28 protein-coding genes are annotated in these 22,540 nt (G+C 65.8%); 16 read left to right on the forward strand and 12 right to left on the reverse strand.

Features of this window, described 5'->3' with window-relative positions; translation table 11 throughout:
- The first annotated feature begins 4 nt into the window (after nt 1-4).
- The 5 genes from B0E48_RS12485 to B0E48_RS12505 all read left to right on the forward strand — a co-directional run bounded on the left by B0E48_RS12485 (nt 5) and on the right by B0E48_RS12505 (nt 4,718).
- A complete protein-coding gene (locus tag B0E48_RS12485; protein ID WP_077518484.1) occupies nt 5-868 on the forward strand; it encodes a CoA-transferase in 864 nt (287 codons plus the stop codon).
- Nucleotides 865-1,650, forward strand: a complete 786-nt coding sequence (locus B0E48_RS12490) for a CoA-transferase subunit beta (protein ID WP_077518485.1) — start codon at nt 865-867, stop codon at nt 1,648-1,650. The genes B0E48_RS12485 and B0E48_RS12490 overlap by 4 nt, the downstream gene beginning before the upstream one ends.
- On the forward strand, nt 1,647-2,855 hold the full coding sequence (pcaF, locus tag B0E48_RS12495; RefSeq protein ID WP_077518486.1) for a 3-oxoadipyl-CoA thiolase: 1,209 nt from the start codon (nt 1,647-1,649) through the stop codon (nt 2,853-2,855). The genes B0E48_RS12490 and pcaF overlap by 4 nt, the downstream gene beginning before the upstream one ends.
- 8 nt (nt 2,856-2,863) lie before the next feature.
- Nucleotides 2,864-3,658: a 3-oxoadipate enol-lactonase gene (gene pcaD, locus B0E48_RS12500; RefSeq protein WP_077518487.1), complete on the forward strand. Its 795-nt coding sequence runs from the start codon at nt 2,864-2,866 to the stop codon at nt 3,656-3,658.
- Between the two features lie 97 nt (nt 3,659-3,755).
- The gene (locus B0E48_RS12505; protein WP_077518488.1) at nt 3,756-4,718 is read left to right on the forward strand and encodes a quinone oxidoreductase; all 963 of its coding nucleotides are present in this window, start codon (nt 3,756-3,758) and stop codon (nt 4,716-4,718) included.
- A 42-nt stretch (nt 4,719-4,760) separates the two neighbouring features.
- Here the strand turns inward: B0E48_RS12505 and B0E48_RS12510 are convergent, their stop codons facing one another.
- Together B0E48_RS12510 and B0E48_RS12515 are read right to left on the reverse strand one after the other, a co-directional pair.
- Nucleotides 4,761-5,039, reverse strand: a complete 279-nt coding sequence (locus B0E48_RS12510; RefSeq protein ID WP_077518489.1) for a hypothetical protein — start codon at nt 5,037-5,039, stop codon at nt 4,761-4,763.
- Between the two features lie 58 nt (nt 5,040-5,097).
- A complete protein-coding gene (locus tag B0E48_RS12515; RefSeq protein ID WP_077518490.1) occupies nt 5,098-5,994 on the reverse strand; it encodes an ion channel in 897 nt (298 codons plus the stop codon).
- A gap of 138 nt (nt 5,995-6,132) precedes the next feature.
- Between B0E48_RS12515 and B0E48_RS12520 the strand changes: the two genes are divergently transcribed.
- Together B0E48_RS12520 and B0E48_RS12525 are read left to right on the forward strand one after the other, a co-directional pair.
- Nucleotides 6,133-6,321, forward strand: coding sequence for a CPXCG motif-containing cysteine-rich protein (locus tag B0E48_RS12520; RefSeq protein WP_077518491.1), 189 nt, complete (start codon nt 6,133-6,135; stop codon nt 6,319-6,321).
- Nucleotides 6,322-6,367: 46 nt separating this feature from the next.
- Complete coding sequence (locus tag B0E48_RS12525; protein ID WP_077518492.1) at nt 6,368-6,856, forward strand: putative toxin-antitoxin system toxin component, PIN family; 489 nt, start codon at nt 6,368-6,370, stop codon at nt 6,854-6,856.
- A gap of 9 nt (nt 6,857-6,865) precedes the next feature.
- On the opposite strand, the gene B0E48_RS12530 is transcribed toward B0E48_RS12525, so the two are convergent.
- Nucleotides 6,866-7,519, reverse strand: a complete 654-nt coding sequence (locus B0E48_RS12530) for a nicotinamidase (protein ID WP_077518493.1) — start codon at nt 7,517-7,519, stop codon at nt 6,866-6,868.
- A gap of 115 nt (nt 7,520-7,634) precedes the next feature.
- On the opposite strand from B0E48_RS12530, the gene B0E48_RS12535 reads away from it, so the two are divergent.
- Together B0E48_RS12535 and B0E48_RS12540 are read left to right on the forward strand one after the other, a co-directional pair.
- Nucleotides 7,635-8,021, forward strand: a complete 387-nt coding sequence (locus B0E48_RS12535; protein ID WP_077518494.1) for a hypothetical protein — start codon at nt 7,635-7,637, stop codon at nt 8,019-8,021.
- 55 nt (nt 8,022-8,076) lie between these two features.
- Nucleotides 8,077-8,811, forward strand: coding sequence for an energy transducer TonB (locus B0E48_RS12540; RefSeq protein ID WP_077518495.1), 735 nt, complete (start codon nt 8,077-8,079; stop codon nt 8,809-8,811).
- 48 nt (nt 8,812-8,859) lie between these two features.
- On the opposite strand, the gene B0E48_RS12545 is transcribed toward B0E48_RS12540, so the two are convergent.
- The 5 genes from B0E48_RS12545 to B0E48_RS12565 form a co-directional block, all read right to left on the reverse strand.
- Nucleotides 8,860-9,654, reverse strand: coding sequence for a prolyl oligopeptidase family serine peptidase (locus B0E48_RS12545; protein WP_077518496.1), 795 nt, complete (start codon nt 9,652-9,654; stop codon nt 8,860-8,862).
- A gap of 79 nt (nt 9,655-9,733) precedes the next feature.
- A complete protein-coding gene (gene cls / locus B0E48_RS12550; protein ID WP_254423958.1) occupies nt 9,734-11,113 on the reverse strand; it encodes a cardiolipin synthase in 1,380 nt (459 codons plus the stop codon).
- Between the two features lie 31 nt (nt 11,114-11,144).
- On the reverse strand, nt 11,145-12,512 hold the full coding sequence (locus tag B0E48_RS12555) for an FAD/NAD(P)-binding protein (protein WP_077518498.1): 1,368 nt from the start codon (nt 12,510-12,512) through the stop codon (nt 11,145-11,147).
- Nucleotides 12,513-12,542: 30 nt separating this feature from the next.
- Nucleotides 12,543-13,121, reverse strand: a complete 579-nt coding sequence (locus tag B0E48_RS12560; RefSeq protein ID WP_077518499.1) for a cysteine dioxygenase family protein — start codon at nt 13,119-13,121, stop codon at nt 12,543-12,545.
- A 295-nt stretch (nt 13,122-13,416) separates the two neighbouring features.
- The gene (locus tag B0E48_RS12565; protein WP_077518500.1) at nt 13,417-14,094 is read right to left on the reverse strand and encodes an energy transducer TonB; all 678 of its coding nucleotides are present in this window, start codon (nt 14,092-14,094) and stop codon (nt 13,417-13,419) included.
- 397 nt (nt 14,095-14,491) lie between these two features.
- Between B0E48_RS12565 and B0E48_RS12570 the strand changes: the two genes are divergently transcribed.
- The 3 genes from B0E48_RS12570 (at nt 14,492) to B0E48_RS12580 (ending at nt 16,069) form a co-directional block, all read left to right on the forward strand.
- Nucleotides 14,492-14,932 carry a hypothetical protein gene (locus tag B0E48_RS12570; protein WP_139350281.1) on the forward strand — a complete coding sequence of 147 codons (441 nt, stop codon included), beginning with the start codon at nt 14,492-14,494 and terminating at the stop codon, nt 14,930-14,932.
- 106 nt (nt 14,933-15,038) lie between these two features.
- On the forward strand, nt 15,039-15,707 hold the full coding sequence (locus B0E48_RS12575; RefSeq protein WP_077518501.1) for a hemolysin III family protein: 669 nt from the start codon (nt 15,039-15,041) through the stop codon (nt 15,705-15,707).
- Nucleotides 15,704-16,069 carry a TfoX/Sxy family protein gene (locus B0E48_RS12580; protein ID WP_077518502.1) on the forward strand — a complete coding sequence of 122 codons (366 nt, stop codon included), beginning with the start codon at nt 15,704-15,706 and terminating at the stop codon, nt 16,067-16,069. The genes B0E48_RS12575 and B0E48_RS12580 overlap by 4 nt, the downstream gene beginning before the upstream one ends.
- Here B0E48_RS12580 and B0E48_RS12585 read toward each other — a convergent pair.
- Both B0E48_RS12585 and B0E48_RS12590 read right to left on the reverse strand, forming a co-directional pair.
- Nucleotides 16,058-16,558, reverse strand: a complete 501-nt coding sequence (locus tag B0E48_RS12585) for a DUF456 domain-containing protein (RefSeq protein ID WP_077518674.1) — start codon at nt 16,556-16,558, stop codon at nt 16,058-16,060. The genes B0E48_RS12580 and B0E48_RS12585 overlap by 12 nt on opposite strands.
- A 135-nt stretch (nt 16,559-16,693) precedes the next feature.
- Nucleotides 16,694-17,470 (reverse strand): ferredoxin--NADP reductase, encoded by a 777-nt coding sequence (locus B0E48_RS12590; RefSeq protein ID WP_077518503.1) that lies wholly within the window; start codon nt 17,468-17,470, stop codon nt 16,694-16,696.
- Nucleotides 17,471-17,687: 217 nt separating this feature from the next.
- Here B0E48_RS12590 and dusA point away from each other — a divergent pair, with 217 nt between their 5' ends.
- The 4 genes from dusA to B0E48_RS12610 all read left to right on the forward strand — a co-directional run bounded on the left by dusA (nt 17,688) and on the right by B0E48_RS12610 (nt 21,183).
- Nucleotides 17,688-18,692, forward strand: coding sequence for a tRNA dihydrouridine(20/20a) synthase DusA (dusA, locus tag B0E48_RS12595; RefSeq protein WP_077518504.1), 1,005 nt, complete (start codon nt 17,688-17,690; stop codon nt 18,690-18,692).
- 82 nt (nt 18,693-18,774) lie between these two features.
- Nucleotides 18,775-19,098 carry a hypothetical protein gene (locus B0E48_RS12600; protein ID WP_077518505.1) on the forward strand — a complete coding sequence of 108 codons (324 nt, stop codon included), beginning with the start codon at nt 18,775-18,777 and terminating at the stop codon, nt 19,096-19,098.
- Nucleotides 19,098-19,790 carry a response regulator transcription factor gene (locus B0E48_RS12605; RefSeq protein WP_077439428.1) on the forward strand — a complete coding sequence of 231 codons (693 nt, stop codon included), beginning with the start codon at nt 19,098-19,100 and terminating at the stop codon, nt 19,788-19,790. The genes B0E48_RS12600 and B0E48_RS12605 overlap by 1 nt, the downstream gene beginning before the upstream one ends.
- Complete coding sequence (locus B0E48_RS12610; RefSeq protein WP_077518506.1) at nt 19,756-21,183, forward strand: ATP-binding protein; 1,428 nt, start codon at nt 19,756-19,758, stop codon at nt 21,181-21,183. The genes B0E48_RS12605 and B0E48_RS12610 overlap by 35 nt, the downstream gene beginning before the upstream one ends.
- An 18-nt stretch (nt 21,184-21,201) precedes the next feature.
- Here B0E48_RS12610 and B0E48_RS12615 read toward each other — a convergent pair whose 3' ends face one another.
- Together B0E48_RS12615 and B0E48_RS12620 are read right to left on the reverse strand one after the other, a co-directional pair.
- The gene (locus tag B0E48_RS12615) at nt 21,202-21,996 is read right to left on the reverse strand and encodes a M90 family metallopeptidase (RefSeq protein WP_077518507.1); all 795 of its coding nucleotides are present in this window, start codon (nt 21,994-21,996) and stop codon (nt 21,202-21,204) included.
- A gap of 11 nt (nt 21,997-22,007) precedes the next feature.
- Nucleotides 22,008-22,331 (reverse strand): hypothetical protein, encoded by a 324-nt coding sequence (locus B0E48_RS12620; RefSeq protein ID WP_077518675.1) that lies wholly within the window; start codon nt 22,329-22,331, stop codon nt 22,008-22,010.
- Nucleotides 22,332-22,540: the final 209 nt, after the last annotated feature.

Here is a 22,540-nt window from a genome sequence, read left to right on the forward strand (position 1 = left end):
ACCCATGGCTGATATCTGTTCACTGCGAGAAGCCGTCTCCGGCCTGATCCACGATGGCGACACCGTGGCGATGGAAGGCTTCACTCACCTGATTCCGCATGCGGCCGGTCATGAAGTGATCCGTCAGGGCAAGCGCGACCTCGCGCTGGTGCGGATGACCCCGGACCTGATCTACGACCAGCTGATCGGCGCCGGCTGCGCGACGTCGCTGCGCTTTTCCTGGGGCGGCAATCCTGGCGTCGGCTCGCTGCACCGCCTGCGCGATGCGGTCGAGAAGGGCTGGCCGCACAAGCTCGCGATCCGCGAGCACAGCCACGCCGACATGGCCAACGCCTATGTCGCCGGCGCCTCCGGGCTGCCGTTCGCGGTGCTGCGCGGCTACATTGGCTCGGATCTGCCCAAGGTCAACGACAGCATCCGCTTCATCGATTGCCCGTACACCGGCGAGAAGCTGGCCACCACGCCGGCGGTACGACCCGACATCACCGTGATCCACGCCCAGCAGGCCGACCGTCAGGGCAACGTGTTGCTGTGGGGCATCCTCGGCGTGCAGAAGGAGGCCGCGCTGGCGGCGAAGAAGGTGATCGTCACGGTCGAGGAAATCGTCGACAAGCTGGACGCTCCCGCCAACGCCTGCATTTTGCCCAAGTGGGTGGTCAGTGCGGTATGCCACGTGCCGCGCGGTGCCACGCCGTCTTATGCGCACGGCTACTACGAGCGCGACAACCGTTTCTACCTGGCGTGGGACGCGATCGCGCGCAACCGCGAGGCGTTCACCGCCTGGATCCAGCGCCACATCCTGGACACCGAAGACTTCGAGGGTTTCCTGCGTGTCCATGCCGAAAGCCAGCAGGAGATGAGCGCGTGAGCATTTACACAACCAATGAAATGATGACCGTTGCCGCTGCCCGCCGCCTGCCCGATGGTGCGGTGTGCTTCGTCGGCATCGGCCTGCCGTCCACCGCGGCCAACCTGGCGCGGCTGACCAGCGCGCCGAACGTGGTACTGATCTACGAATCCGGCCCGATCGGTGCCAAGCCGACCGTGCTGCCGTTGTCGATCGGCGATGGCGAGCTGGCCGAGACCGCCGACACCGTGGTCTCCACCCCGGAAATCTTCCGCTACTGGCTACAGGGCGGACGCGTGGACGTGGGCTTTCTCGGCGCGGCGCAGATCGATCGTTTCGCCAACCTCAACACCACCGTGATCGGTCCCTACGACGCCCCGAAGACGCGCCTGCCCGGCGCCGGCGGCGCGCCGGAAATCGCCGGTTCGGCCAAGGAGGTGTTCATCATCATGCGTCAGTCGAAGCGCGCCTTCGACGACAAGCTCGACTTCGTCACCAGCGTCGGCCACATGGACGGCGGCGAAGCGCGCCAGCGCGCCGGCCTGCCCGGCAAAGGCCCGCAGGTCGTGGTCACCGACCTGTGCGTGATGGAACCGGACCCGGTAACGCGCGAGCTGACCGTGGTGTCGATCCATCCGGGTATCAGCCGCGAACAGATCACCGAGGCCACCGGCTGGCCGATCAAGTTCGCCGCCAACGTGGTTGAAACCCCGATGCCACAAGTCGCCGAACTGGAGACGCTGCGCGCGCTGCAGGCCCGCACCGATGCCGCCCACGGCAAGCAGGAAGGGAGTGAATCATGAGTGAGGTATTCATTGTCGATGGCATCCGCACACCGATCGGCCGCTACGGCGGCGCGCTCGCCGGCATCCGCGCCGACGACCTCGGCGCGGTGCCGCTGAAGGCGCTGCTGGCGCGCAACCCTGGGCTGGATGCCAAGCAGATCGACGACGTATTCCTCGGCTGCGCCAACCAGGCCGGTGAAGACAACCGCAACGTCGCGCGCATGAGCCTGCTGCTGGCCGGCCTGCCAACCGACGTGCCAGGCATGACCCTCAACCGCCTGTGCGGCTCCGGCTTGGACGCGGTGGGCAGCGCGGCGCGCGGCATTCGTGCCGGTGAGCTGGAGCTGGCGATCGCCGGTGGCGTCGAGTCGATGTCGCGCGCGCCGTTCGTGATGGGCAAAGCGGCCTCACCGTTTGCCCGCAATCAGGTCATCGAGGACACCACGATGGGCTGGCGCTTCGTCAATCCGGCGCTGGAGGCGCTGTATGGCGTCGAGTCGATGGGCCAGACCGCCGAAAACGTGGCCGCGCAGTACGGCATCTCGCGCGAGGACCAGGATGCGTTCGCGCTGCGCAGCCAGCAGCGTTATGCCACCGCGCAAGCCGCCGGTTTTTTCGATGGTGAACGGATCGCCGTCCAGGTGCCGGGCCGCAAGCGTGGCGAAACCGTGCAGGTCAGCGTGGACGAACACCCGCGCGCCGATAGCAGTCTCGACGGGCTGGCCAGACTCAAGCCGTTGTTCGGCCATCCGGGCACGGTCACCGCCGGCAATGCCTCGGGCATCAACGATGGTGCGGCAGCGCTGCTGCTGGCCTCGGCCGCCGCGGCGCAGCGCCACGGCCTGACCCCGCGTGCGCGGGTGCTGGGCATGGCCACCGCCGGCGTGCTGCCCGGCGTGATGGGCATCGGCCCGGTACCGGCCACGCAGAAGTTGCTGGCGCGACTCGGCCTGACCATCCACGACTTCGACGCGATCGAGCTCAATGAGGCGTTCGCGGCGCAGGGCCTCGCCTGCCTGCGCCAGCTCGGGCTCGCCGACGATGCCGCCCACGTCAACGCCAACGGCGGCGCGATCGCGCTCGGCCATCCGCTCGGCATGAGCGGCGCGCGTCTGGCGCTGACCCTGCTGCGCCAACTGGAAGCCAGCGGTGGCAAGCGCGGCTTGGCGACGATGTGCATCGGCGTGGGGCAGGGCATCGCTCTCGCCATCGAGCGGGTGTAAGCGTCGTGATGGAACCGGCACCCAGTTTCGTCACCGTCAATGGCGTGCGCCTGCACTACCGCATCGATGGTCGCGCCGATGCACCGTGGCTACTGTTCTGCAACTCGCTCGGCACTGACCTGACGATGTGGGATCGACAGATCGCAGTCCTGGGCGAGCGTTTTCATATCCTGCGCTACGACCGTCGCGGGCATGGCTGCTCGGCTATCCCGGCGGGTCCGTATTCGATCGAGATGCTAGGCCGCGACGTGCTCGGCCTGCTCGATGCGCTCGGCATCGAGCGAACCCACTTCTGCGGACTGTCGATTGGTGGCCTGGTCGGCCAGTGGCTGGCGCTGCACGTACCGCAGCGACTGGATCGGCTGGCGCTGTGCAGCACCGCGGCGAAGATCGGCAGCGCGGAGGGCTGGCGTGCACGCATCGACCAGGTGCGCGAACACGGCATGGCATCGATCGCGGAAGGCACCGTATCACGCTGGTTCACGCCGGCGTTCGCAGCGGCGGAACCCACTGTCGTGACCGACATCCTGGGGCGCCTGCAGCGGACCTCGGTCGAGGGTTACGCCGGCTGCTGCGCGGCCTTGATCGATGCCGATTTCCGGGGCGAACTCGATCGCATCGGCGTGCCGACCATGGCGCTTGCCGGTCACGATGACCCGGTTACGACGCCGGCCGATCTGCGTTGGATTGCCGCTGGCGTGGTCATGGGCAGCTACGCCGAAGTCGATGGTCGCCATATCTGCAACCTGGAATCGGCGGCGGCTTTCAACAGCACACTGGGCCGGTTCCTGACGGCGGTCTAGCCGGTCGCGGCGGAACCGTGTGGATGGCATAACCGGCATGCGATTTCCTGCCCGGCGGTGGACAATGGCCAATCCCTTCCGCGTCGGAGTATCGCCCATGTTCGCCTTGATCTTCGATCACTTCGGTGGTCCCGACGTCCTGCACTGGGCCGAGCAGCCCGATCCGGTGCCGGCTCCCGGTCAGGCGCTGGTACGGATGAAGAGCGTCGGGCTGAATTTCGCCGACGTCTACCGACGCAACGGCAACTATCACCTGAGCGGCACGGCGCCTTGGATCCTCGGCTACGAGGGCGCGGGCTTGATCGAGCAGCCGGCTGCGGGCGATGCGTTGTTTCCGGTGGGCACGCGCGTCGGCTTTGCCGACATGCCGCATGCGAATGCCGAGCTGGTCGCGGTGGATCTCGACAAGCTGATCCCGCTGCCGGATGACATCACGTTCGATACCGCCGCGGCGACCTTGCTGCAGGGTCTGACCGCGCAATATCTGGTGACCGACAGCTATCGCGTGCGGCGCGGCGATGTGGCGGTGGTGCACGCGGCGGCCGGCGGCGTGGGCCAGCTGCTGGTGCAGATGCTGAAGGCGCTGGGCGCGAGCGTGCTGGGCGTGGCCTCCAGCGCGACGAAGCGCGCGGCCGTGCTGGCGGCCGGCGCGGATGCCGCGTGTGGTTACGACGAGTTGCTCGCGCAGACACAGCAACTGAGCGCGGGCCGTGGCGCTGACGTGGTCTACGATTCGGTCGGGCGCACCCTCGGCGACAGCCTCGCCGCAGCGCGCATCGGCGGCACCGTGGTGTTCTACGGGATGGCAGCGGGCGATCCCGATCCGGTCGATCCGCGCCTGCTGATGGATCGCTCGCTGACGCTGACCGGTGGCGACTTGTGGAACGTACTGACCAGCGCGTCGATCCGGCGCGAGCGGGCGGTCGCGTTGTTCGCGCAGATCCGCGCCGGCCAGCTGCAGCCAAATATCGCCGCGCGTTTCCCGCTCAGCGACGGCGCGCAGGCACACGCCTATCTGGAAAGCCGCGAGGCAATCGGCAAGGTGCTGCTGACGCTGTGAGTTGACGCGGCCCGGCGCGCTCGACAGGCGCCGGGTGCAGGATTATTCCGGCTCGTTGGTCGGCTTGTCGTCATCGAAGCCGGTGTAGTCGTCCGGGAAAATCGGTGTGCCGTCGTCTTCCAGCCCCAGCATGTCGGCCAGCGCCTTGGCGGCGGCGGTTTCGGCGATGCCCTTGTCGCGGAAGCTGCGGTTTTCGCAGATCGCGAAGTACATCGGAAAGCCACTCTTGCGCGGGGTCACCGCGAGATAGGCGGTATAGCGCGAGCCTTCGAGCGTGGCGCCGGAGCGGGCAAGGTAGTTGTCGAACTCGCGCTCGGCCATCGGTGGTGATCCGCTAGAGGGAAGGCACAGTGTATCGCCTGGCAAGCATGACGCAGCATCAGCCGGACGGGCTTTCGTCCGTGTCCAGTGGCAGCACTTCATGAAAGACGCTGTAGTCGATGATATTGATGCCGGCATCGTCGACGTGGACGAGATCGGTGTAGCGATGGTTCCAGCGCAGATCCTGATGACTCCATCGCTGGCGCGCCAGCATGGATTGCGAGGTCGTCTCGTCGATGCCTTCGAGGCTCAGCAGGAAGGCGGACTGGGTACTCTCCAGGGTTTCCGGCGTTTCGCCATAGAGCGGGCTGTTTTCGTCGATCACATGCATCAGGCTCCAGCTCAGCACGAAGATTGGATGGCGATCGCGTACCAGTTGCAGGTCGTGGATCTTGCGTAGCTTGAAACCCTCCGGCGAAGTTTCCAGACGCAGCAGATGCAATTGGGCGGAGGCTTCGGCGATCACGTTTTGTCGGGTGTTGGCCGCGCGAACCATCAAGGTCTGCTTGCCGTCGATCATGCGCACGATCGGATGGTCGGTGAAGATGATCTTCGCGCGCGGGCGCGAGAAGCGCGAAAAGATCAGTCCGGTAACCACCGCGATGCACGCCATGCCGGTGAAGATTTCCACCGTGGCCACGATATGCGCGTAGACGGTCTGCGGATGCATGTCGCCGTAACCGACCGTGGCCAGGGTCTCCACGCTGAAGAAGAACGCGCCGGCAAAGCCATGCGGATACTGGTTCGCGATGGGTTGCGTGCCGAGCTGATAGAACCCGGCAAAAAGAGTATTGAGCAGCAGGAAAGCCGCCGCGGCCAGACTGAAGAAAGCCGGCCAGCTTATGATCAGCGCGCGATGATAGACGTCATCCCAGATGCGCCGCGACAGCCCCTGGCTGACGAACGGTCGCCCGCCGATGTCGATGATCCGTGGTCGATTCAGGAAGTGCAGCATCTGCCTGGAGTTCTTCGCAAGGATGGATGCCGCCCACGCTGGGGGCGGCAGGGCACGACGATTGTAGCGCGCGTCCCCCGGCATCCGGCGTAGCCAGTCTGTGGCAAGCTGCGCTACCCCTGTCCCGGTAATGCACTCATGCTTACGCCCTTCGATATCGCGTGTCCGTATTGCGGCGAAGCCATCGAGATCCTGGTCGATGCCTCGGCCGGCGACCAGCACTACATCGAGGACTGCCAGGTCTGTTGCCGACCGATCACGCTGAGCATCCGGATCGATGCGGATGGCGATGCACAGGTGAGTGCGTCGTCCGAAAACGACGCCTGATGGGAACGACGGCACTCATGCGAGGGCGTTATCCGGTGTTGCTGCGATGAGTCGCCTTGATCATCCGGTGCCGCGCATCGTGCTGGACACCAATGTGTGTCTGGACTTGTTCGTGTTCGACGATTCGCTTTGCTCACACGTGCTGGCGGCACTGCGCAGCGGGGCGGTGCAGGCGGTGACACGCGACGACTGTCGCGAGGAATGGCAGCGGGTGCTGCACTACCCGCAACTGCCGATCGACGATCGGCAACGTCCGGGGTTGCGCGATGCTTTCGACAAGTTGATCCAGCTACTGCCGCCCGAGGCATCGACGCTGGGTGAGGACGATCTTCCGCTGCCGCGTTGCGCCGATCCGGACGACCAGAAATTTCTGGAACTGGCGCTGGCGTCGGGGGCGCGCTGGCTGCTCAGCAAGGACAAGGAACTGCTGAAGCTGGATCGCCGCACGCGCAGCGCCGGACTGTTCGCGATCCGGCTGCCGCAGTTGTGGTCGATTGCCGAGGTTCGATCGCACGGAATACTCAGGCCCGGATGACCAGTCGCTTCACTCGCGCCGCAGTTCACTTGCTTCGGTAATCGCGATGCCCTGCGCAAGCAGCGCGACGCGGGTCGCCGCATCCGTATCCGGCGTCACCGGGCGGCTGAGATCCCATGGCAGATGGGCGCGAAAGCCGAGTTCGACGGCATCCTGCGCGGTCCACAGCACGCAGACGTCGCGCGCCAATCCACAGACGAAGACTTCATCCACGCCGCGCTCGCGCAGCCAGCCGGCCAGCCCGGTACTGGGGCGCGCGCCAGCCGGCCCGTGGTTCTCGCGAAAGCCGCTATAGGAATCCACGCCGGGATCGCTACCCTTGCGGAGCACCGCATCCAGCGGCGACCAGTCGATGGCCGGATGCAGCTCGGCACCGGGCGTGCCCTGTACGCAGTGATCCGGCCACAGCGTTTGCGACTGGCCGTACAGGTCGATCTGTTCGAACGGGGCACGGCCTGGATGCGAGCTGGCGAATGAGACATGCCCGCGCGGATGCCAGTCCTGGGTCGCCACGACATGGCGAAAGACGCGCGAGCGCAGCAACCGGTCGATGCTTGGCACGATCGCATCGCCCTCATGGCAGGCCAAGGCACCGCAAGGCATGAAGTCCGGCTGCACGTCGACGACGATCAGGGCGGCACGGGGAGAAATGAGCTGGCTCATGCGAGGAGTTCAAGCGGCAGGTGACATGAGAGTCTAGCGCGGCCACGTCGTCGGTCGGCACGCGTGCGACTGCAGGCATAATGTCCGGGCAATCTCAGACGGAAGCTGCGGCACCATGCATTACAACCAGGACTGGATGGGCTACGGCATCGTCGGTGGCATCGAGGCCGGAGTGATTTCCGCGTTGGCGGGGTTGCTGCTGTTCGGCTTATTCCACTGGCTGGGGCGGCGCAACGGCTGGAGCTACGGTCCACAGATCGGCTGGTCGTTTCTGCTGGCCACGATACTCACGGTGAGCGGCGACCTGTCGGATCTGTTTTATTTCAACTACGCGCGTCTGCAGTCGCTGCAACTGCTCAAGGCAAAACTCGCGCTCGTGCATGATCCGGACAGCATGGGGCTGCGCGTGCTGTGCGAGTTGCTGGGTGTGACGGTGGGCATCTACATCGGCTGGGTGCTGTGCGAAGGGAGCCGGCGCCGAGGATCCAGCGAGCACAAGTAGCGGTTATGGCGGTATCGTGACCGGCAGTTATCGGGCGATACGACAGGGGGTCGATATGATGCCGTTGAGAGCATGGGTGCTGCTGGTCGCGATGTTGCTGCCGCCGCTGGTCTGCGCGGAGGACAAGGTTGCCACCACGCCACCGATCAAGGTGCAGGTGCAGGTCGATGCGCAAGGCCATCTGGGCGATATCACGCCCATGCAGAAGTTGGACGAGCCGTATGCAAGCCTGGTTCAACGCACGCTGGCGGGCTGGAGCTTTTATCCGGCACGGGTGCAAGGAAAGCCCGTAATCACGACCACCTGGCTAACCATCGAACTGAAAGCGCAGCCGCGGGGCAACGGTGACTTTGATGTGCAGGTGGTTTATCTCGGCAATGGGCCGCGTTTCGAAATGCTCAATCCGGCTTACCCTGGATCAATGGTGCGGGAGAGAACCGAGGCAAAAATCACGGTTCTGGCGACGATCGAAGCAGACGGCAGTGTGGCTGATGTGCACTTCGGACAAGCGCTGACGACGGATGGAGTTTCAGCCAAAGACTTCGAAATCAACGCGATCGCGGCGGTCAAAAAAGCAAAAGTACATTCCATCATCGTCGATGGCGAGCCGGTGGCTACACACCTCAGTATTCCGATCCAATTTGCGTTGGGAGCGCGCACCATTCCCATGGACCTGAAACCTGCCAAAGGCTCATCCAAAAGCCTTGTAGCTGAAAAGGATGCGTTGCCTGGCGACACGATGGTCGCATTGGACAGCCCAGTCAGTCCGCGCAGTACCCCTGAAGGCTAAGCCATCAGCTATCGCTCCAGAAGGCGAACACGGGCGGCCGGGCGCCCGTCAATGGTCGGCACGCACCTTGCCAAGCCGATGCGAAAGCATCCATGGCCACAGTTCGGTGGTGGCATATGCCATCGGCCATGAGCCATGCCCGACGCCGGGAAATTCGGTGTAGCGCACGTCGTCGCCACGCGCCTGCAAGGCCGCGTGCATGCGGTGTGATTCCTCCGGCGGGACCACGTCGTCGATGGCGCCGTTGAAGATCCATACCGGCAGCTTGCCGATGTGCGCGGCGACCCAGGCATACGGGTCGGCCACTCCGGCCGGGATGCCTTCAATGTGCAGCGGATCACCGTCGTCGGGATGGCCGATGCCGCCGCAGATGATCGCGGCGGCGGCGAACATGCCCGGATGGTCCAGCGCGATCTGCCATGCGCCGTAGCCACCCATCGACAGGCCGGTGAGATAGAGCCGGCGGCGATCGCCGTGGTAAGCCGTGATGCTGTCGTCCAGTGCCTTCAGCGCCATCTGTGCGGTCTCGCCGTTCCATGCGCTGTCGTCCGGTGCCTGCGGGATCACCACCACCGCGCGGAAGTCCTTGCCATGATCCTTCAGCCACGGCGGGAGGCCCTGACTTAGCTGACTTTGATTGTCGTCGCCGCGCTCGCCGCTGCCGTGCAGAAACAGCACGACTGGCCATGTCTGTCTAGCCGTCCAGCCGTCCGGGACGAACACCTGGTAGCGATAGGTCTTGCCGTGCAGGCTCACGGAACGCTCGACGAAGGGCGACGATGCATTGGCGTGGCAGACCACACTGGCGACCAGCAGGCAAAGCAGCAGGATCAGTCGTTGCATGCGGAGATTCCTCGGCGGATGCTTCCCTACAGCGTATTCCCGTTCATGATGTGCGGCCAGCGTATGCGCAGATTATCGCCTACAGCAGCGGATCGAACAGCCGCGCCACGTGCATCGCCACCCGGCGCAGGTAGGGCGCGTCGAGGTATTCGCGTTCGTCGATGGCATGGGCGCGGCTGAAGTCGGTCGTCAGCATCGTCTCCACCTCGCCGGCAAACGCCGGGTCGACCACCAGTGCGCTGATCTCGAAATTGAGCCGGAACGAACGGCTGTCCAGGTTCATGCTGCCGATTGCGGCGCTGTCGTGGTCGATCAGTAGCGCCTTCTGGTGCAGGAAGCCGGGCTGGTAGCGGAACACGCGGATGCCGGTGCGCACGGCGTGATAGGCGTGGAGGGTGGAAGCGAGAAACACGGTGCGGTGATCCGGTCGCGCCGGAATCAGCACGCGTACGTCGACCCCGCGCAGCACCGCCAGTTGCAGCGCGGCGCGTACCGAGTGGTCCGGCACGAAGTACGGCGTGCTCAGCCATACGCGTTCGCGTGCGGCATTGATCGTCGCGGTGAAGAATAGCGAGCCGGTTTCCAGTTCGTCGGCCGGTCCGCTGGCCACGATCAGCGCGCTGGCTTCGCCCGTGCCGGGTGCTGGCGCCAGCATCGGCGGCAGGCTGCCGGTGATCCACTGCCAATCTTCGGCAAAACGCTGTTGCAGATCGGCTACCGCCGGCCCGCGCAGTTCCAGCTGGGTATCCCGCCATGGCGCCAGCGGTGGCTTCAGGCCGAGGTATTCGTCGCCCACGTTGAGGCCGCCGACGAAGGCGCACACGCCATCCACCACCACGATCTTGCGGTGGTTGCGGAAATTCAGCTGGAACCGGTTGCGCCAGCGGTGGGTGGCGAACCGGTGAATCGCCACGCCGCCGGCGCGCAGGGTGTCGACGTACTGCTGCGGCAGCGCGTGGCTGCCGATGCCGTCGAACAGCACGCAGACGCGCACGCCGGCGGCCGCGCGTTGCAGCAACAGCTGCTGCAGGCGCCGGCCGAGTTCGTCGTCGTGGATGATGAAGAACTGCACCAGCAGATAATTTTCCGCCGCCGCCATCGCCGCCAGCATGGCATCGAAGGCAGCCACGCCATCGATCAGCAGGCGCAGCCGGTGGCCGCCGCGGAACGGTCGCCCCTGCAACGCGCTGATCGCGGCGAAGCGGGCGCAGCCCGGATCGATCGCGTGTCCGTTGGTACTGGTCGGCGCCAGCGCGGCCGGCCGCAGCTTGTGCCCGCTGCGATAGCCGAGGAAGCGACTGGAACCGAGGTACAGGTAGGGCAGCAAGGTGACATACGGCAGCAGCAACAGGCCGAGCGCCCAGCCGATCGCGCCCTGCGGGGTGCGCGTGTGCATCACTGCATGCATCGCCGCGACAATGCCCAGCAGGTGCAGCAGCACGATACCGGCGGTGAGCATGCTGACGGTCATGGCAGGCTAGGCAAGCCGGCTAGTCGCCCAGGAGCTGATCGGCGAGGTTGCGGGCCTGCTGGCGGATCTCCGGCATGGCAGTGGACTCCCACAGCGTACCGCGCAACAGGCTGCCGATGGCAAACAGGCGCGGCCAGCTGGCGTTGCCGTGGAGCAGGCGGCCGGCGCCATCGGCCTGCGCACCGAGACCGAGCGGATCCGCGGTGATGTGTGCGTTGGTCAGCAACTGGCGTACCAATCGATGGCGGGTGCGGCGCACATCGGTATCCAGGCCGACGGTCTGGATCACCAGGTCGGCGTGCAGCGTACGCGTCTTGTCTGCGTGGCTCAGGGTGAGCTGCAGGGCATCGTCGACCAGTTGCACGGATTGCAGGCGGCCGGATTGACGTTGCAGCTGACCGCTTTGTTCCAGCGCGGTGATCGACGTGAGTATCTGCGGCGGCATGCGGTGCCTGACGCGTTCCCACGCCCAGCGCGCATGGCGCAGGAAACGCGCGCGTTGCTCCAGCGGCAGCTCGCGCCACAAGCCGGACGTATGCGGGCGCAGGCTGTCGATGACAGGGCGCCAGTCCGTTTCTTGCGCGCAGGCCTCGCGCAGCAGGTGCAGCCAGCGGTGGATCTCCGGGGCGTCGCGCATCGAATCGATCAGCTCGGCGCTGTCATCGGCCGGCGCAACGGCCTTGTGCAGGTGCGCCTCGGGCAGCAGGCCGTGGCGGGAGACCGCGGTGAACTCGGTCTGCGGCCATTGCGCGGCCAGCTCCAGCAGCACGTCGACCGCGGTCAGGCCCAGCCCGATCACCACCACCCTGCGCGGTGGGGGATTGAACTCGGCGGCGCTGGCCAGCAACGGCCATGGATCCACCACATATCGCCCGCTGTCCAGCGCGGCGGCGCTGACCCCGCCGAGTGGCTGCGGCGGCAACGCGCCCAGCGCCAGTACGGCGGCATCGGCTCGATGGCTTTCGTCGCCGTGGATCAGGGTGACGCCGTCGCTTTCCGGTACCACGGCGTCGACGCTGAACGGGATGATGTTGACGTCATGCCCGTGCGCCTTGCCCTGTTGCAGCGCGCGGGCGACTTCCGCCTCGAGATAATCGCCGTAGCGGCGCCGTGGCAGGAAATCGGTGCCGCTGATCGATGGATCGTCACGCTGCACGAAATCCAGAAAGCCGCGCGGTTTACCGGCGAACATGCTCATCGACGCGGCGCGCACATTCAGCAGATGGCGCTCCGAACCGGTGCCATAAGCGACGCCACGCGCCGGCATTTCGGCACCGCCGGTGTACCAGTCCAGATGCAGTGGCTGCGGTGGCTGGCGCTCAAGCAGTTCGCCGAGCAAAGTAGCTGCCGCGGCACCGCCGCCGATGATGGCGACCCGTCGAAACATGGAATTCCCTGTGCGTGTGGTGGCGTGCGGTCAACCGCGCAGGCGGCCGGTGATCCTGCTGTGCTGTGGCTGCGCGATCCAGCGACCGGAAGACTCAACCTGCTCGTAGGCGAAGAATTGGGCCAGCTCACCACCGTAGACGTGCAGGGTCAGCGCGGTATCGTGTTGTGACAGGTTGCGGCAGCGATGGACGTGGTTTTCGTCGCCCTCGAACCAGGTGCCATCGCCCGGACCGAGCCAGTCGCGGCCCAGCATGCGCAGGTCGCCCGAGGTGGGGTCGCGTGCGTAGGACTGCACTTCCAGCGCGCCGGCGAGCGTCACTTCCAAGCCCCACAGGCCGGCATGGTCATGCACCGGGGTGAGGTGATTCGGTGGCCACGCCATCACCAGCACGCTGAGTGCGGGTTTGCTGCGCTCGGCCAGCAACCAACGCTCAAAGCCGCGCTGGCGCGCACGCAAGGGAGCCAGGCGATTGGCCAGGGTCGGGGCATTCTGGTGCACCACGCGGCCGAGCTCTCGTGCCATCGAGGCCAGATCCGGTTGTCCGCTGCTGCTGTATTCGAGCGCGATGTTGCGCAGGGTTTTCAGGGTGCGGCTGTGCTTGCCCATGCATGAAGCTCGACAGGGTAACTGGCTGTCAGTGGAGCATGCGAGTCGTTAAAGACGCGTAAGCCGGTGGCGGCCTTTTGCCATGACTTCTGCACCATGCGCCGGGCGCGCGTGGCATCCATGCTGGGACCGCGCCGGCGGCTCTGGATTGCTTTCATGGTGGTGGTTCAGGGCGGCCGCGCGCGCAGTCGCCGAACGTCGTCGAAGATGGACGTACAGCACACGGATTCGGGCATCACAGTTGCCGTGGAAGGGCCCGGTCGGCATGTATCGCCGGCCGGGCCTTCCGCTTTATCTACTCCGAACGCAAGGCGAAGCTCACCGGCACGCGTGCCCACGCGCGCACCGCCCGGCCGTTCACCACCGCCGGTTGGAAGCGCCAGCCGGCCAGCACCTGCTCACGCGCACTGCGATCGAGCAGGGCATAGCCGCTGCCGTGTTCCACCTGGACATCCACCGGTTTGCCGGTTTCATCCACCAACACGCGTAGCAGAACGGTGCCCTGCATGCGCTGGCGCAAGGCCTGGACTGGAAACTGCAGCGGCGCCGCGCGATAGGCCAGGCTGGCCTCGACCGGTGCGGCAGTCACCGCAGTGGTGCCGGGCACGGCGCTGGCGGGCGCCAGGGTCGGCGCGCTGACCGGTGGCGCGGCGATCTGTCCGTCGGCGCTGGGGACCACCAGCGGCGGTGCGCTCAGCGGCAGCGGTCGCAGATGCGTCTGTGGCAGGGTTGGTGGCTTCGGCAGCGGTTTCAGTTCGACTGCTGGCGGTGGTGGCGGCACCGCAGGGGGATCGATCAAGTGGATCAACGGCACCGGCGCCAGCTGCCGGACCAGTACCAGCTGCGCTGGAGTGATCGGCCGCGAGGCGATCATGAGGACGGTAAGGTTGAGTGCGATCGCGGTACTGAGCGCGGCGATGCGTGCAGGGTTGGGATGGGGGCGATGAGCAACAGCCAGGCTTGCGGACGACATAAGCGACCTCCTGACGGCAGTTTGGGATGTTGCGGTCGTCACGCTGCACACAGGCAGGGGGATCGTGCGGCCGCGACTGCAGCGTATGCCTGTCGCGCGTCATGGCGCAAGTGGACGGCTGGACGGCCATTTCAGCGGGTCGCGATGCCCGTTTTGATACCGGGGAGGCTGGAAAGCGATTCCCCTGTGCAAAAAAAGCCCCGCGGAGAGGCGGGGCAGAACGCGGATGACAGGGGGATGGATGTTTCATCCGCATGCACAAGCTTCGGCGCACGCGCATAGGATCGATGTGCAATTCAGGTGAAGGAGGATTTAACACCGGCTCCTGCCCATCGTCGGGCGTGGCCTGCAACAATCAGGCAGCAGCAACGGGCCGACTGGGTCGGAGTGGCGACGGATGAATCTGATCAAATGGGCAACGCTGGCGGGACTGGCGTGTGCCGGGCTGCTGGCGGGTTCGCCGGCCCGGGCCGGCGATCTTTCCTGCAAGATGAGCTTCCAGCTGTCGGGCTGGTCGGTGTTCTACAAGACCGCCAGCGGCAGCGGTACGGTTCGCTGCAGCAACGGTCAGAGCCTGCAGGTAAAACTGCGCACCAAGGGTGGCGGCCTCACCTTCGGCAAGACCCAAATCAGCGACGGCATCGGCAAATTCAGCGGGATCAGCGACGTGCATGACGTGCTGGGTCATTACGCCAATGCCGAGGCGCATGCCGGCACGCAGGACAATGCGGCCACGGCGCAGGTGCTGACCAAGGGGAATGTCTCGCTGGCACTCAGCGGCAAGGGCGAAGGCTGGAATCTCGGCGTGGCGTTCGGCGCGTTCATCATCGAGCAGTAACGATGCCGGCTGACCTGCAGCGGATGTATCACGATAGGCAAGCGCCGGGGCGCCGGGTAAGGTAGCTGGACGCTGCATGGCGTCCCCGTCCCGCCAGGAGTCACCCATGTCCGCCACATCCGGTGCGGCGATCCCGCACTACAGTTTCGGCGACGAGCTGGCCAGCAGTGTCATCCACGGCATCGGCATCGTGCTCAGCATTGCCGGGCTGGCCACCCTGGTGGCTTTTGCGGCGTTGCACGGCGATGCGCTGGCGGTGATCGCCTGCGCGGTGTTCGGCACCTCGCTGGTGCTGCTTTACACCGCATCCACGCTGTACCACTCGATTTCCGTGGCCGCCGCGAAGCCGGCGTTGCGCGCGTTCGATCACATCGCGATCTACCTGCTGATCGCCGGCACCTATACGCCGTTCACCCTGATCGCGCTTCCAAGTCCGTGGGGCTGGAGCCTGTTCGCGGCCGTGTGGACGCTGGCCGTGGCCGGCAGCGCACTGGAGCTGGGCCTGCTCAAGCGTTATCACAGGTTGGCGGTGTTGCTGTACATCGGCATGGGCTGGATCGGCATGATCGCGTTCAAGCCGCTCAGTGCGCACCTGCAGGCCGGCGGCATGTGGCTGTTGATCGGCGGTGGCGTGGCCTACACGCTAGGCGTGCCGTTCTACCTGTGGCGGCGGCTGCCATATCACCACGCGTTGTGGCATGTGTTCGTGCTGACCGGCAGCACGCTGCACTACCTTGCCGTGCTGTTGTACGTGATCCCCGAAGCACGGACGTGAGCGTGCCCGCTGCGCTGGAGCGCATGCGCCGCGAACTCGAGGATGCGGCGACCCATCTGGGCAAGCCGCACGACCTGCGTTTCAAGCCGATGTTCGGCGGTCTGATGGCGTATCTCGATGAACAGCCGTGTGCATGGCTGACGATCGCCGGGCTGGCCCTGAAGCTGGCACCGGCCGATCAGTTGGCCTTGCTGCAGCTCAAGGGTGCCTCACGGCTGATCGCGAAACCGGGCGCGGCGCCGAGCCGGCATTACATCATCGTGCCGGTGGCGGTATGTCGCGATACTGCGCAATTCGCCGGATGGCTGGCGAAGAGCGCGGCCCACGCAGCGTCCGCAACCCGATCCAGCTCACGTCGCTGACGCGGCTCCGCCGAGCAGCATGGCCACGCCGAACAGGCCGACCATCACGAACGAAAGCACCAGCTTGATCAGGGTGCCGAACAGCAGGCCGAGCCAGGTGCCGATGCCGACATGGGCCGAACGCAGCATGCTGGTGCCGGAGGCCAGTTCGCCGGCGAGCGCGCCGAGGAAGGGCCCGAACAGCAGGCCAGGGATACCGAAGAACATCCCGGCCAAGGTGCCTAGCGTGGCGCCCCACAAGGCCAGCTTGCTGGCGCCGACGCGTTTGGCACCGAGCGTGCTCGCCACGAAATCGACTATCACCCCGATGGCGCCCAGCACGCCGATGATCAGCAGCCACCACAGCCCCAGATGCCGGTAGCCATCTACCGCGGCGACCAGCCAGATGCCGCCGAAGATCATCGGAATGCCCGGCAGCGACGGCAGCACGGCGCCGGCCAGGCCGCCGACGATCAGCAGCGCGGCGAGCACGTACAAGGCGATGTCCATCATGTCGGACCCGGAGCGGTGGTGTCGGCATTGGAGCAGAAATGAGTGGAGAGGGGTGAGGATCGAGTGGAAGAGCATCAGCAAGCAGCTTCTCTCTCACTGCTCACTCCTCTCCACTCACTTCTCGCCCTTGTGCTACTTCTCCACGAAGGCCCGCTCGATCACGTAATCACCCGGTTCGCGCGTGCGCGGCGAGGCGTGGAAGCCACGACCGTCGAGCAGGGAGCACAGGTCGTCCAGCATCACCGGGCTGCCGCACAGCATCACGCGGTCGCTCTCGGGGTTCAGCGGCGGCAGGCCGGTGGTCTCGCTCATCACGCCATCGACGATCGCGTCGGTGATGCGGCCGCGGTTGCGGAACGGCTCGCGTGTCACCGTGAGGTAGTAGATCAGCTTCTCGCGCACCAGCTCGCCGAGGTATTCGTGCTGCGGCAGTTCGTGTTCGAGGTAATGCGCGTAGGCGAGGTCGTTGATATGACGCACCCCATGCGCCAGCACGATCTTGTCGAAGCGTTCGTAGGTATCCGGATCGCGGATGATGCTCATGAACGGAGCGAGCCCGGTGCCGGTGCCGAGCAGGTACAGATGCCGCCCAGGCTTCAAGTCATTCAGCACCAGGGTGCCGGTGGGCTTGCGCGTGACGATCAGCGGATCGCCTGGCTGCAGATGCTGCAGGCGTGAGGTGAGCGGACCGTTGGCGACCTTGATCGAGAAAAATTCGAGGTGCTCTTCCCAGCTTGCGCTGGCGATCGAATACGCGCGCATCAGCGGACGTCCGTCCGTCTCCAGCCCGATCATCACGAACTGCCCACTGTCGAAGCGGAAGCCGGGGTCGCGTGTGGTGCGGAAGCTGAAGAGTGTGTCGTTCCAGTGCTGCACGTCGATCACGTGCTCGGTCGCGAATGCCACCATGGTGGGTTGTCTCGTGTGATTGCCGTATCGGATATCGGGAACTGTGTGCCTGTCCATCCGGCAGGTCGGGGACGCCGGATGGCGGCATTGCTGCGGCGCCTTGCGAGCGCCGGGATGAGCTCGGCGACAGTGCACAAGGATACGCGAGCAGGCCGCGCGACGCCTGTGCCGGCTACCCCAAGGCGAGTCGAAGGCTGCCAGCCACTACAATGACGGCATGTCCAACCCGCTTTCTCCACGAACCAGCGCTCTCTCTGCAGACGACTGGCGTCTGTGCGTCGCTCCGATGATGGACTGGACCGATCGGCACTGCCGCTACTTCCATCGCCTGCTGTCGCCGCGTGCGCGGCTGTATACCGAGATGGTGACCAGTGCGGCACTGGTGCGGGGCAAGCAGCTGCGACTGCTCGAACACAGCCAGCAGGAGCATCCGGTCGCCCTGCAGCTGGGTGGCAGCGATCCGCACGAGCTGGCACAGGCGGCACGCTTCGGCGCCGAGGCTGGTTACGACGAGATCAACCTCAACGTGGGTTGCCCATCCGATCGGGTGCAGTCGGGCCGTTTTGGCGCCTGCCTGATGCGCGAGCCGGCGCTGGTCGGCGACTGCATGAAGGCGATGCGCGACGCGGTCAGCGTGCCGGTGACGGTGAAATGCCGCATCGGCGTGGATGACCAGGACGACTACGCCGGCCTGCAGCACTTCACCGAGACCATGCTGGAAGCCGGCGTCGAGGTGCTGGTGGTGCATGCGCGCAAGGCCTGGTTGAAAGGCTTGTCGCCGAAGGAGAACCGCGAGATCCCGCCGCTGGACTACGAGCGGGTGTACCGGCTCAAGCGCGAGTTCCCGCAGCTGGTGGTGGTGATCAACGGTGGCATCACCACGGTCGAGCAGGTGCAGGTGCACCTGGCCCAGCTGGATGGCGTGATGCTGGGCCGCGCGGCGTATCACGATCCGTATCTGCTGGCGCAGGTCGAGGCGGCGTTGTACGGCGAGCCGCTGCCGGTGCGCGCGAGCGTGCTGTGGCATATGCGACCGTATATCGAGGCCGAGCTGGCGCGTGGTACCGCGCTCAAGCACATCACGCGGCACGTGCTGGGGTTGTATCAGGGCGAGCCGGGCGCGCGCGCGTTCCGGCGCACGCTCAGCGAGGGCGCACATCTGCCCGGGGCCGTCTGGGACTTGCTCGAACAGGCACTGGCGCCCTGCCCGGTGGCGGCGTGACAGCTGGCGGCCATCCGGTCAGTATTCAGCCCTGATTGCCTACGCTGGACGCACCGGCCAGTGCCGGGCGGGATTTTCACGCATGACGACGCACAAAAACTTCATCCTGGTTCTGCTGGTATGTCTGCTGCTGGGTGCGGCGTTGGCTGCTTCGGCGCAGTCGGCGGCGCCTGCGCTGACGCTGGATCAGGCGGTGCTCAAGGTGCAGCACGAGACCGGCGGCAAGGTGTTGTCGGCCAAGCAGCGTGGGATCGGGCATCGGCAGGAATACCGCATCAAGGTACTTACGCCGGACGGGCACGTGCGGGAGATGGCAGTTTCCTCCGAGGCGAGCAAGAATCCGGTTTCGACACCTTCAACCAAGAATCCGCCCGGCAAGAATCCGGGCAGCAAGGAGAAACACTGATGCGCATCCTGTTGGTGGAGGACGAGGCGCCGTTGCGCGAGACGCTGGCGGCACGCCTGAAGCGGGACGGTTTTGCGGTCGATGCGGCGCAGGATGGCGAGGAGGGCATCTACCTCGGCCGCGAGGTGCCGTTCGACCTGGCGATCATCGACCTGGGCCTGCCCAAGATGTCCGGCATGGATCTGGTCAAGGCGCTGCGCGAGGCCGGCCAGCGCTATCCGATCCTGATCCTGACCGCGCGCGGCAGCTGGCAGGACAAGGTCGAGGGGCTGAAGTACGGCGCCGACGACTACCTGGTCAAGCCGTTCCACGTCGAGGAGCTGCTGGCGCGCATCAACGCACTGGTACGTCGTGCCAGTGGCTGGTCGAAGCCGATCCTGGCCTGCGGCATGATCAAGCTGGATACCACCGCGCAGACGGTGACAGTGGAAGGCAAGCTGGTCGACCTGACCAGCTACGAATACAAGGTGCTGGAATACCTGATGCTGCACGCGGGCGAACTGGTCTCCAAGGCCGACCTCACCGAGCACATCTACCAGCAGGATTTCGACCGCGACTCCAACGTGCTCGAAGTGTTCATCGGCCGGCTGCGGCGCAAGCTCGATCCGGAAGGCACCCTCAAACCCATCGAGACGGTACGTGGACGCGGATACCGCTTTGCCATCCCGCGCACCGACGGCGACGACGAATGAGCCGGAATCGCCGCGCCGGCCGCTGTCACTGGCGGCCCGCGCGGCGATCGCTACCGGCTTCGTGCTGGCCGGCTTTCTCGGTCTGGTCGGGCTGACCCTGTCGCAGGCGAACAAGGAGCGCGCCTTGAGCGCGCTGCATGACCGCCTGCAGAATTTCGCCCTCGCCTACATCACCAATACCGACGTCAACCGCTACGGCAAGCTGTTGTCACCCTCGTCCGACACCTTGCCCGATCCGAATTTTTCGCGGCCCGGTTCCGGGCTGTATGCGGTGGCCGTGGGTGAGCACGGCTATCACTGGGAGTCCTCGTCGGCGATCGGCCGCGACTTCAGCTTCCTGAAAGCGCTGGAGCCGGGGCAGAGCCTGTTCGTCGGCCCGATCGATACGCGCATGGGGCGGCTGTACTACTACAGCTACGGCGTCGCGCTCGATACCGATGAGAAGGGCAAGTCGGTGCCGCTCACCATGACGGTGGCGCAGACCGAGGAGCAGTTCGAAGGTGCGAATGCGGCGTTCCGCCACGCCCTGGTGATCTGGCTGTCGATCCTCGGCGTGATGCTGATCGTGCTGCAACTGCTGCTGCTGCGCTGGAGCCTGACGCCGCTGCGCAAGGTGGCCAGCGACATGAGCCGGGTCGAACACGGCGACAGCGAATTGCTGGACAGCCAGTATCCGCTGGAACTGACCGGGCTGACCGAACGCATCAATGCCTTCATCAACAACGAGCGCGAACAGCGCACCCGCTACCGGCATACCCTGGCCGATCTGGCGCACAGCTTGAAGACGCCGCTGGCAGTGATCCGTTCGCAGCTGGAGTCGACCGCGGGTGGTGAGCCGAGCTTGGGTGGCAGTGTGCTTGCCCAGGTGCGGCGGATGGATGAACTGGTCGCCTACCAGCTGTCGCGTGCCGCCACCACCGGCCGCCGCACCTTCGCCAGCGCGGTACCGATCGCCGGCCATGCCGAGGATCTGGTGCAGAGTCTGGAGAAGGTCTATGCCGTCAAGAATGTGCTGTGCGAATTCGATATCGAGGATGGCGCGGTGTTCTACGGCGAGCAGGGCGATCTGCTGGAGTTGATGGGCAACCTGCTGGAAAACGCATTCAAGTGGTGCGGCCACCGTGTCCTGCTGGTGGTGAAGATGCAGCCGCAGGCTGGGCGACAGCGGCCAGGCCTGTGGTTGAGCGTGGAGGACGATGGTCCGGGCATCGCCGAGGAGAAGATCGAAAAGGTGCTGCAGCGAGGCGTGCGTGGCGACGAACGGGTGCAGGGCCACGGCATCGGGCTGTCGATCGTGCAGGACATCGTGCATGCCTATCAGGGCGAGCTGGTGGTCGATCGCTCACCGGAGTTCGGTGGTGCCCGCTTCAGCGTGAGCCTCGCAGCGAGCTGAGCCGCTTTATTCGGACGTTCAGCGCGGCCGGCAGAATCCGGGCGGCTCGCGGCCTTCGGCCGGCGAGCGACCGTAGAACGCTTCCAGCAATCCGGCGACCGCGGGCTCGGCCTGGCGCAGCAGCGCGGGTTGCGAATAGTGCAGTTCGCTGACCACGGCGAAATATTCGCCGGCGCTTTCCGTCGCATGGTGATCGATCGGGCTGTCGTGACTGTCCGCGGGCATACTGAGCAGACGATCGTAGGCGAGCTGGAATTGCCTGATCCAGCGTCGTCGCGGAATGTCCACCAGCGGTGGTACGCCATCGGGCGGTCCGTCGAGCATGTCCAGCTTGTGTGCCATCTCGTGCACGACCACGTTGTAGCCATCCCACGGCTGCTCCAGGTCCAGTTGCACATCGGCCAGCGACAGCACCAGCGGGCCGCGTTCCCATGCCTCACCGATCAGTACCTCGTCGCCCTCGGTGACGACACCGGTGCGGTCATCGTGATGACTGCGGCGCACCTTGAACTCGCCCGGGTAGATCAGCACCTCGCGCCAGCCGCGCAGGCTGGCGGCACCCTGTTGCAGCGCCGGCAGACAGGCCTGCATGGCGATCAGCAGCCGCCAGTAGTCGTCCAGCACGGCACCGGCCAGTGCATGGAAGCGTTTGCGGGCGAGGAACAGCGCAGCGAGCCGACGCAGCTGGTGTTGTCGCTCGGGATCCAGTCGACGTGCGAGTGGGCAAGCGGCCAGTGCACGCCGCCACAGCGGGTCGGCAATCGGTGCGGGTTCGAGACGGGCCCACAGTGAGGGCCACCAACGACCCAGCATGATGCCTGGCGCTACTGGATGGATCCGGGTAGCAGCGATTGCCAGCCCAGATGCGGCTGGCGCGCGCGCGCCGGTGTGGAGGGCGCACCGCTGGAGCGATCGTTGCCGTTGCTGGAGGTGTTGCCGGAGCCGTCGCTGCCCGTGCTGTGCGATGGCGTATCGCGGCTCAGCCCCAGCGCATCGCCGCCGGTGTTGTTGGCGTCACGCGAACTGCTGTTGTCGGTAGCCGTGTGCTGGGCACTGTCCTGCTCCTGGGTGTCCAGATTCGCCGCGGCAGCACTGCCGATCCCGACAATGCACAAGGCACAACCGATAAGCCAATGGGTGGCGCGCATGGCGATCAAACTCCCTGACCCGCAAGCGAAGACCCGGATCGTCGCAGAAACATCGTGGCGCTGCCAGTGCTGCCGTCGCGGTCGCCACCACGTCGGCAATCTCGCCGGATGCCGCGCGTCGCGTCGGCCGGGCTAGAATTCGCACATGCCCAGCCAGAACCGCTTCTTCGCTCCTTGCCGCCGCTGGCCGGATACTGCTCCGGCGAGCT

Source organism: Rhodanobacter sp. C03, from assembly GCF_002001175.1.
In the GTDB taxonomy this organism is placed as follows: domain Bacteria; phylum Pseudomonadota; class Gammaproteobacteria; order Xanthomonadales; family Rhodanobacteraceae; genus Rhodanobacter.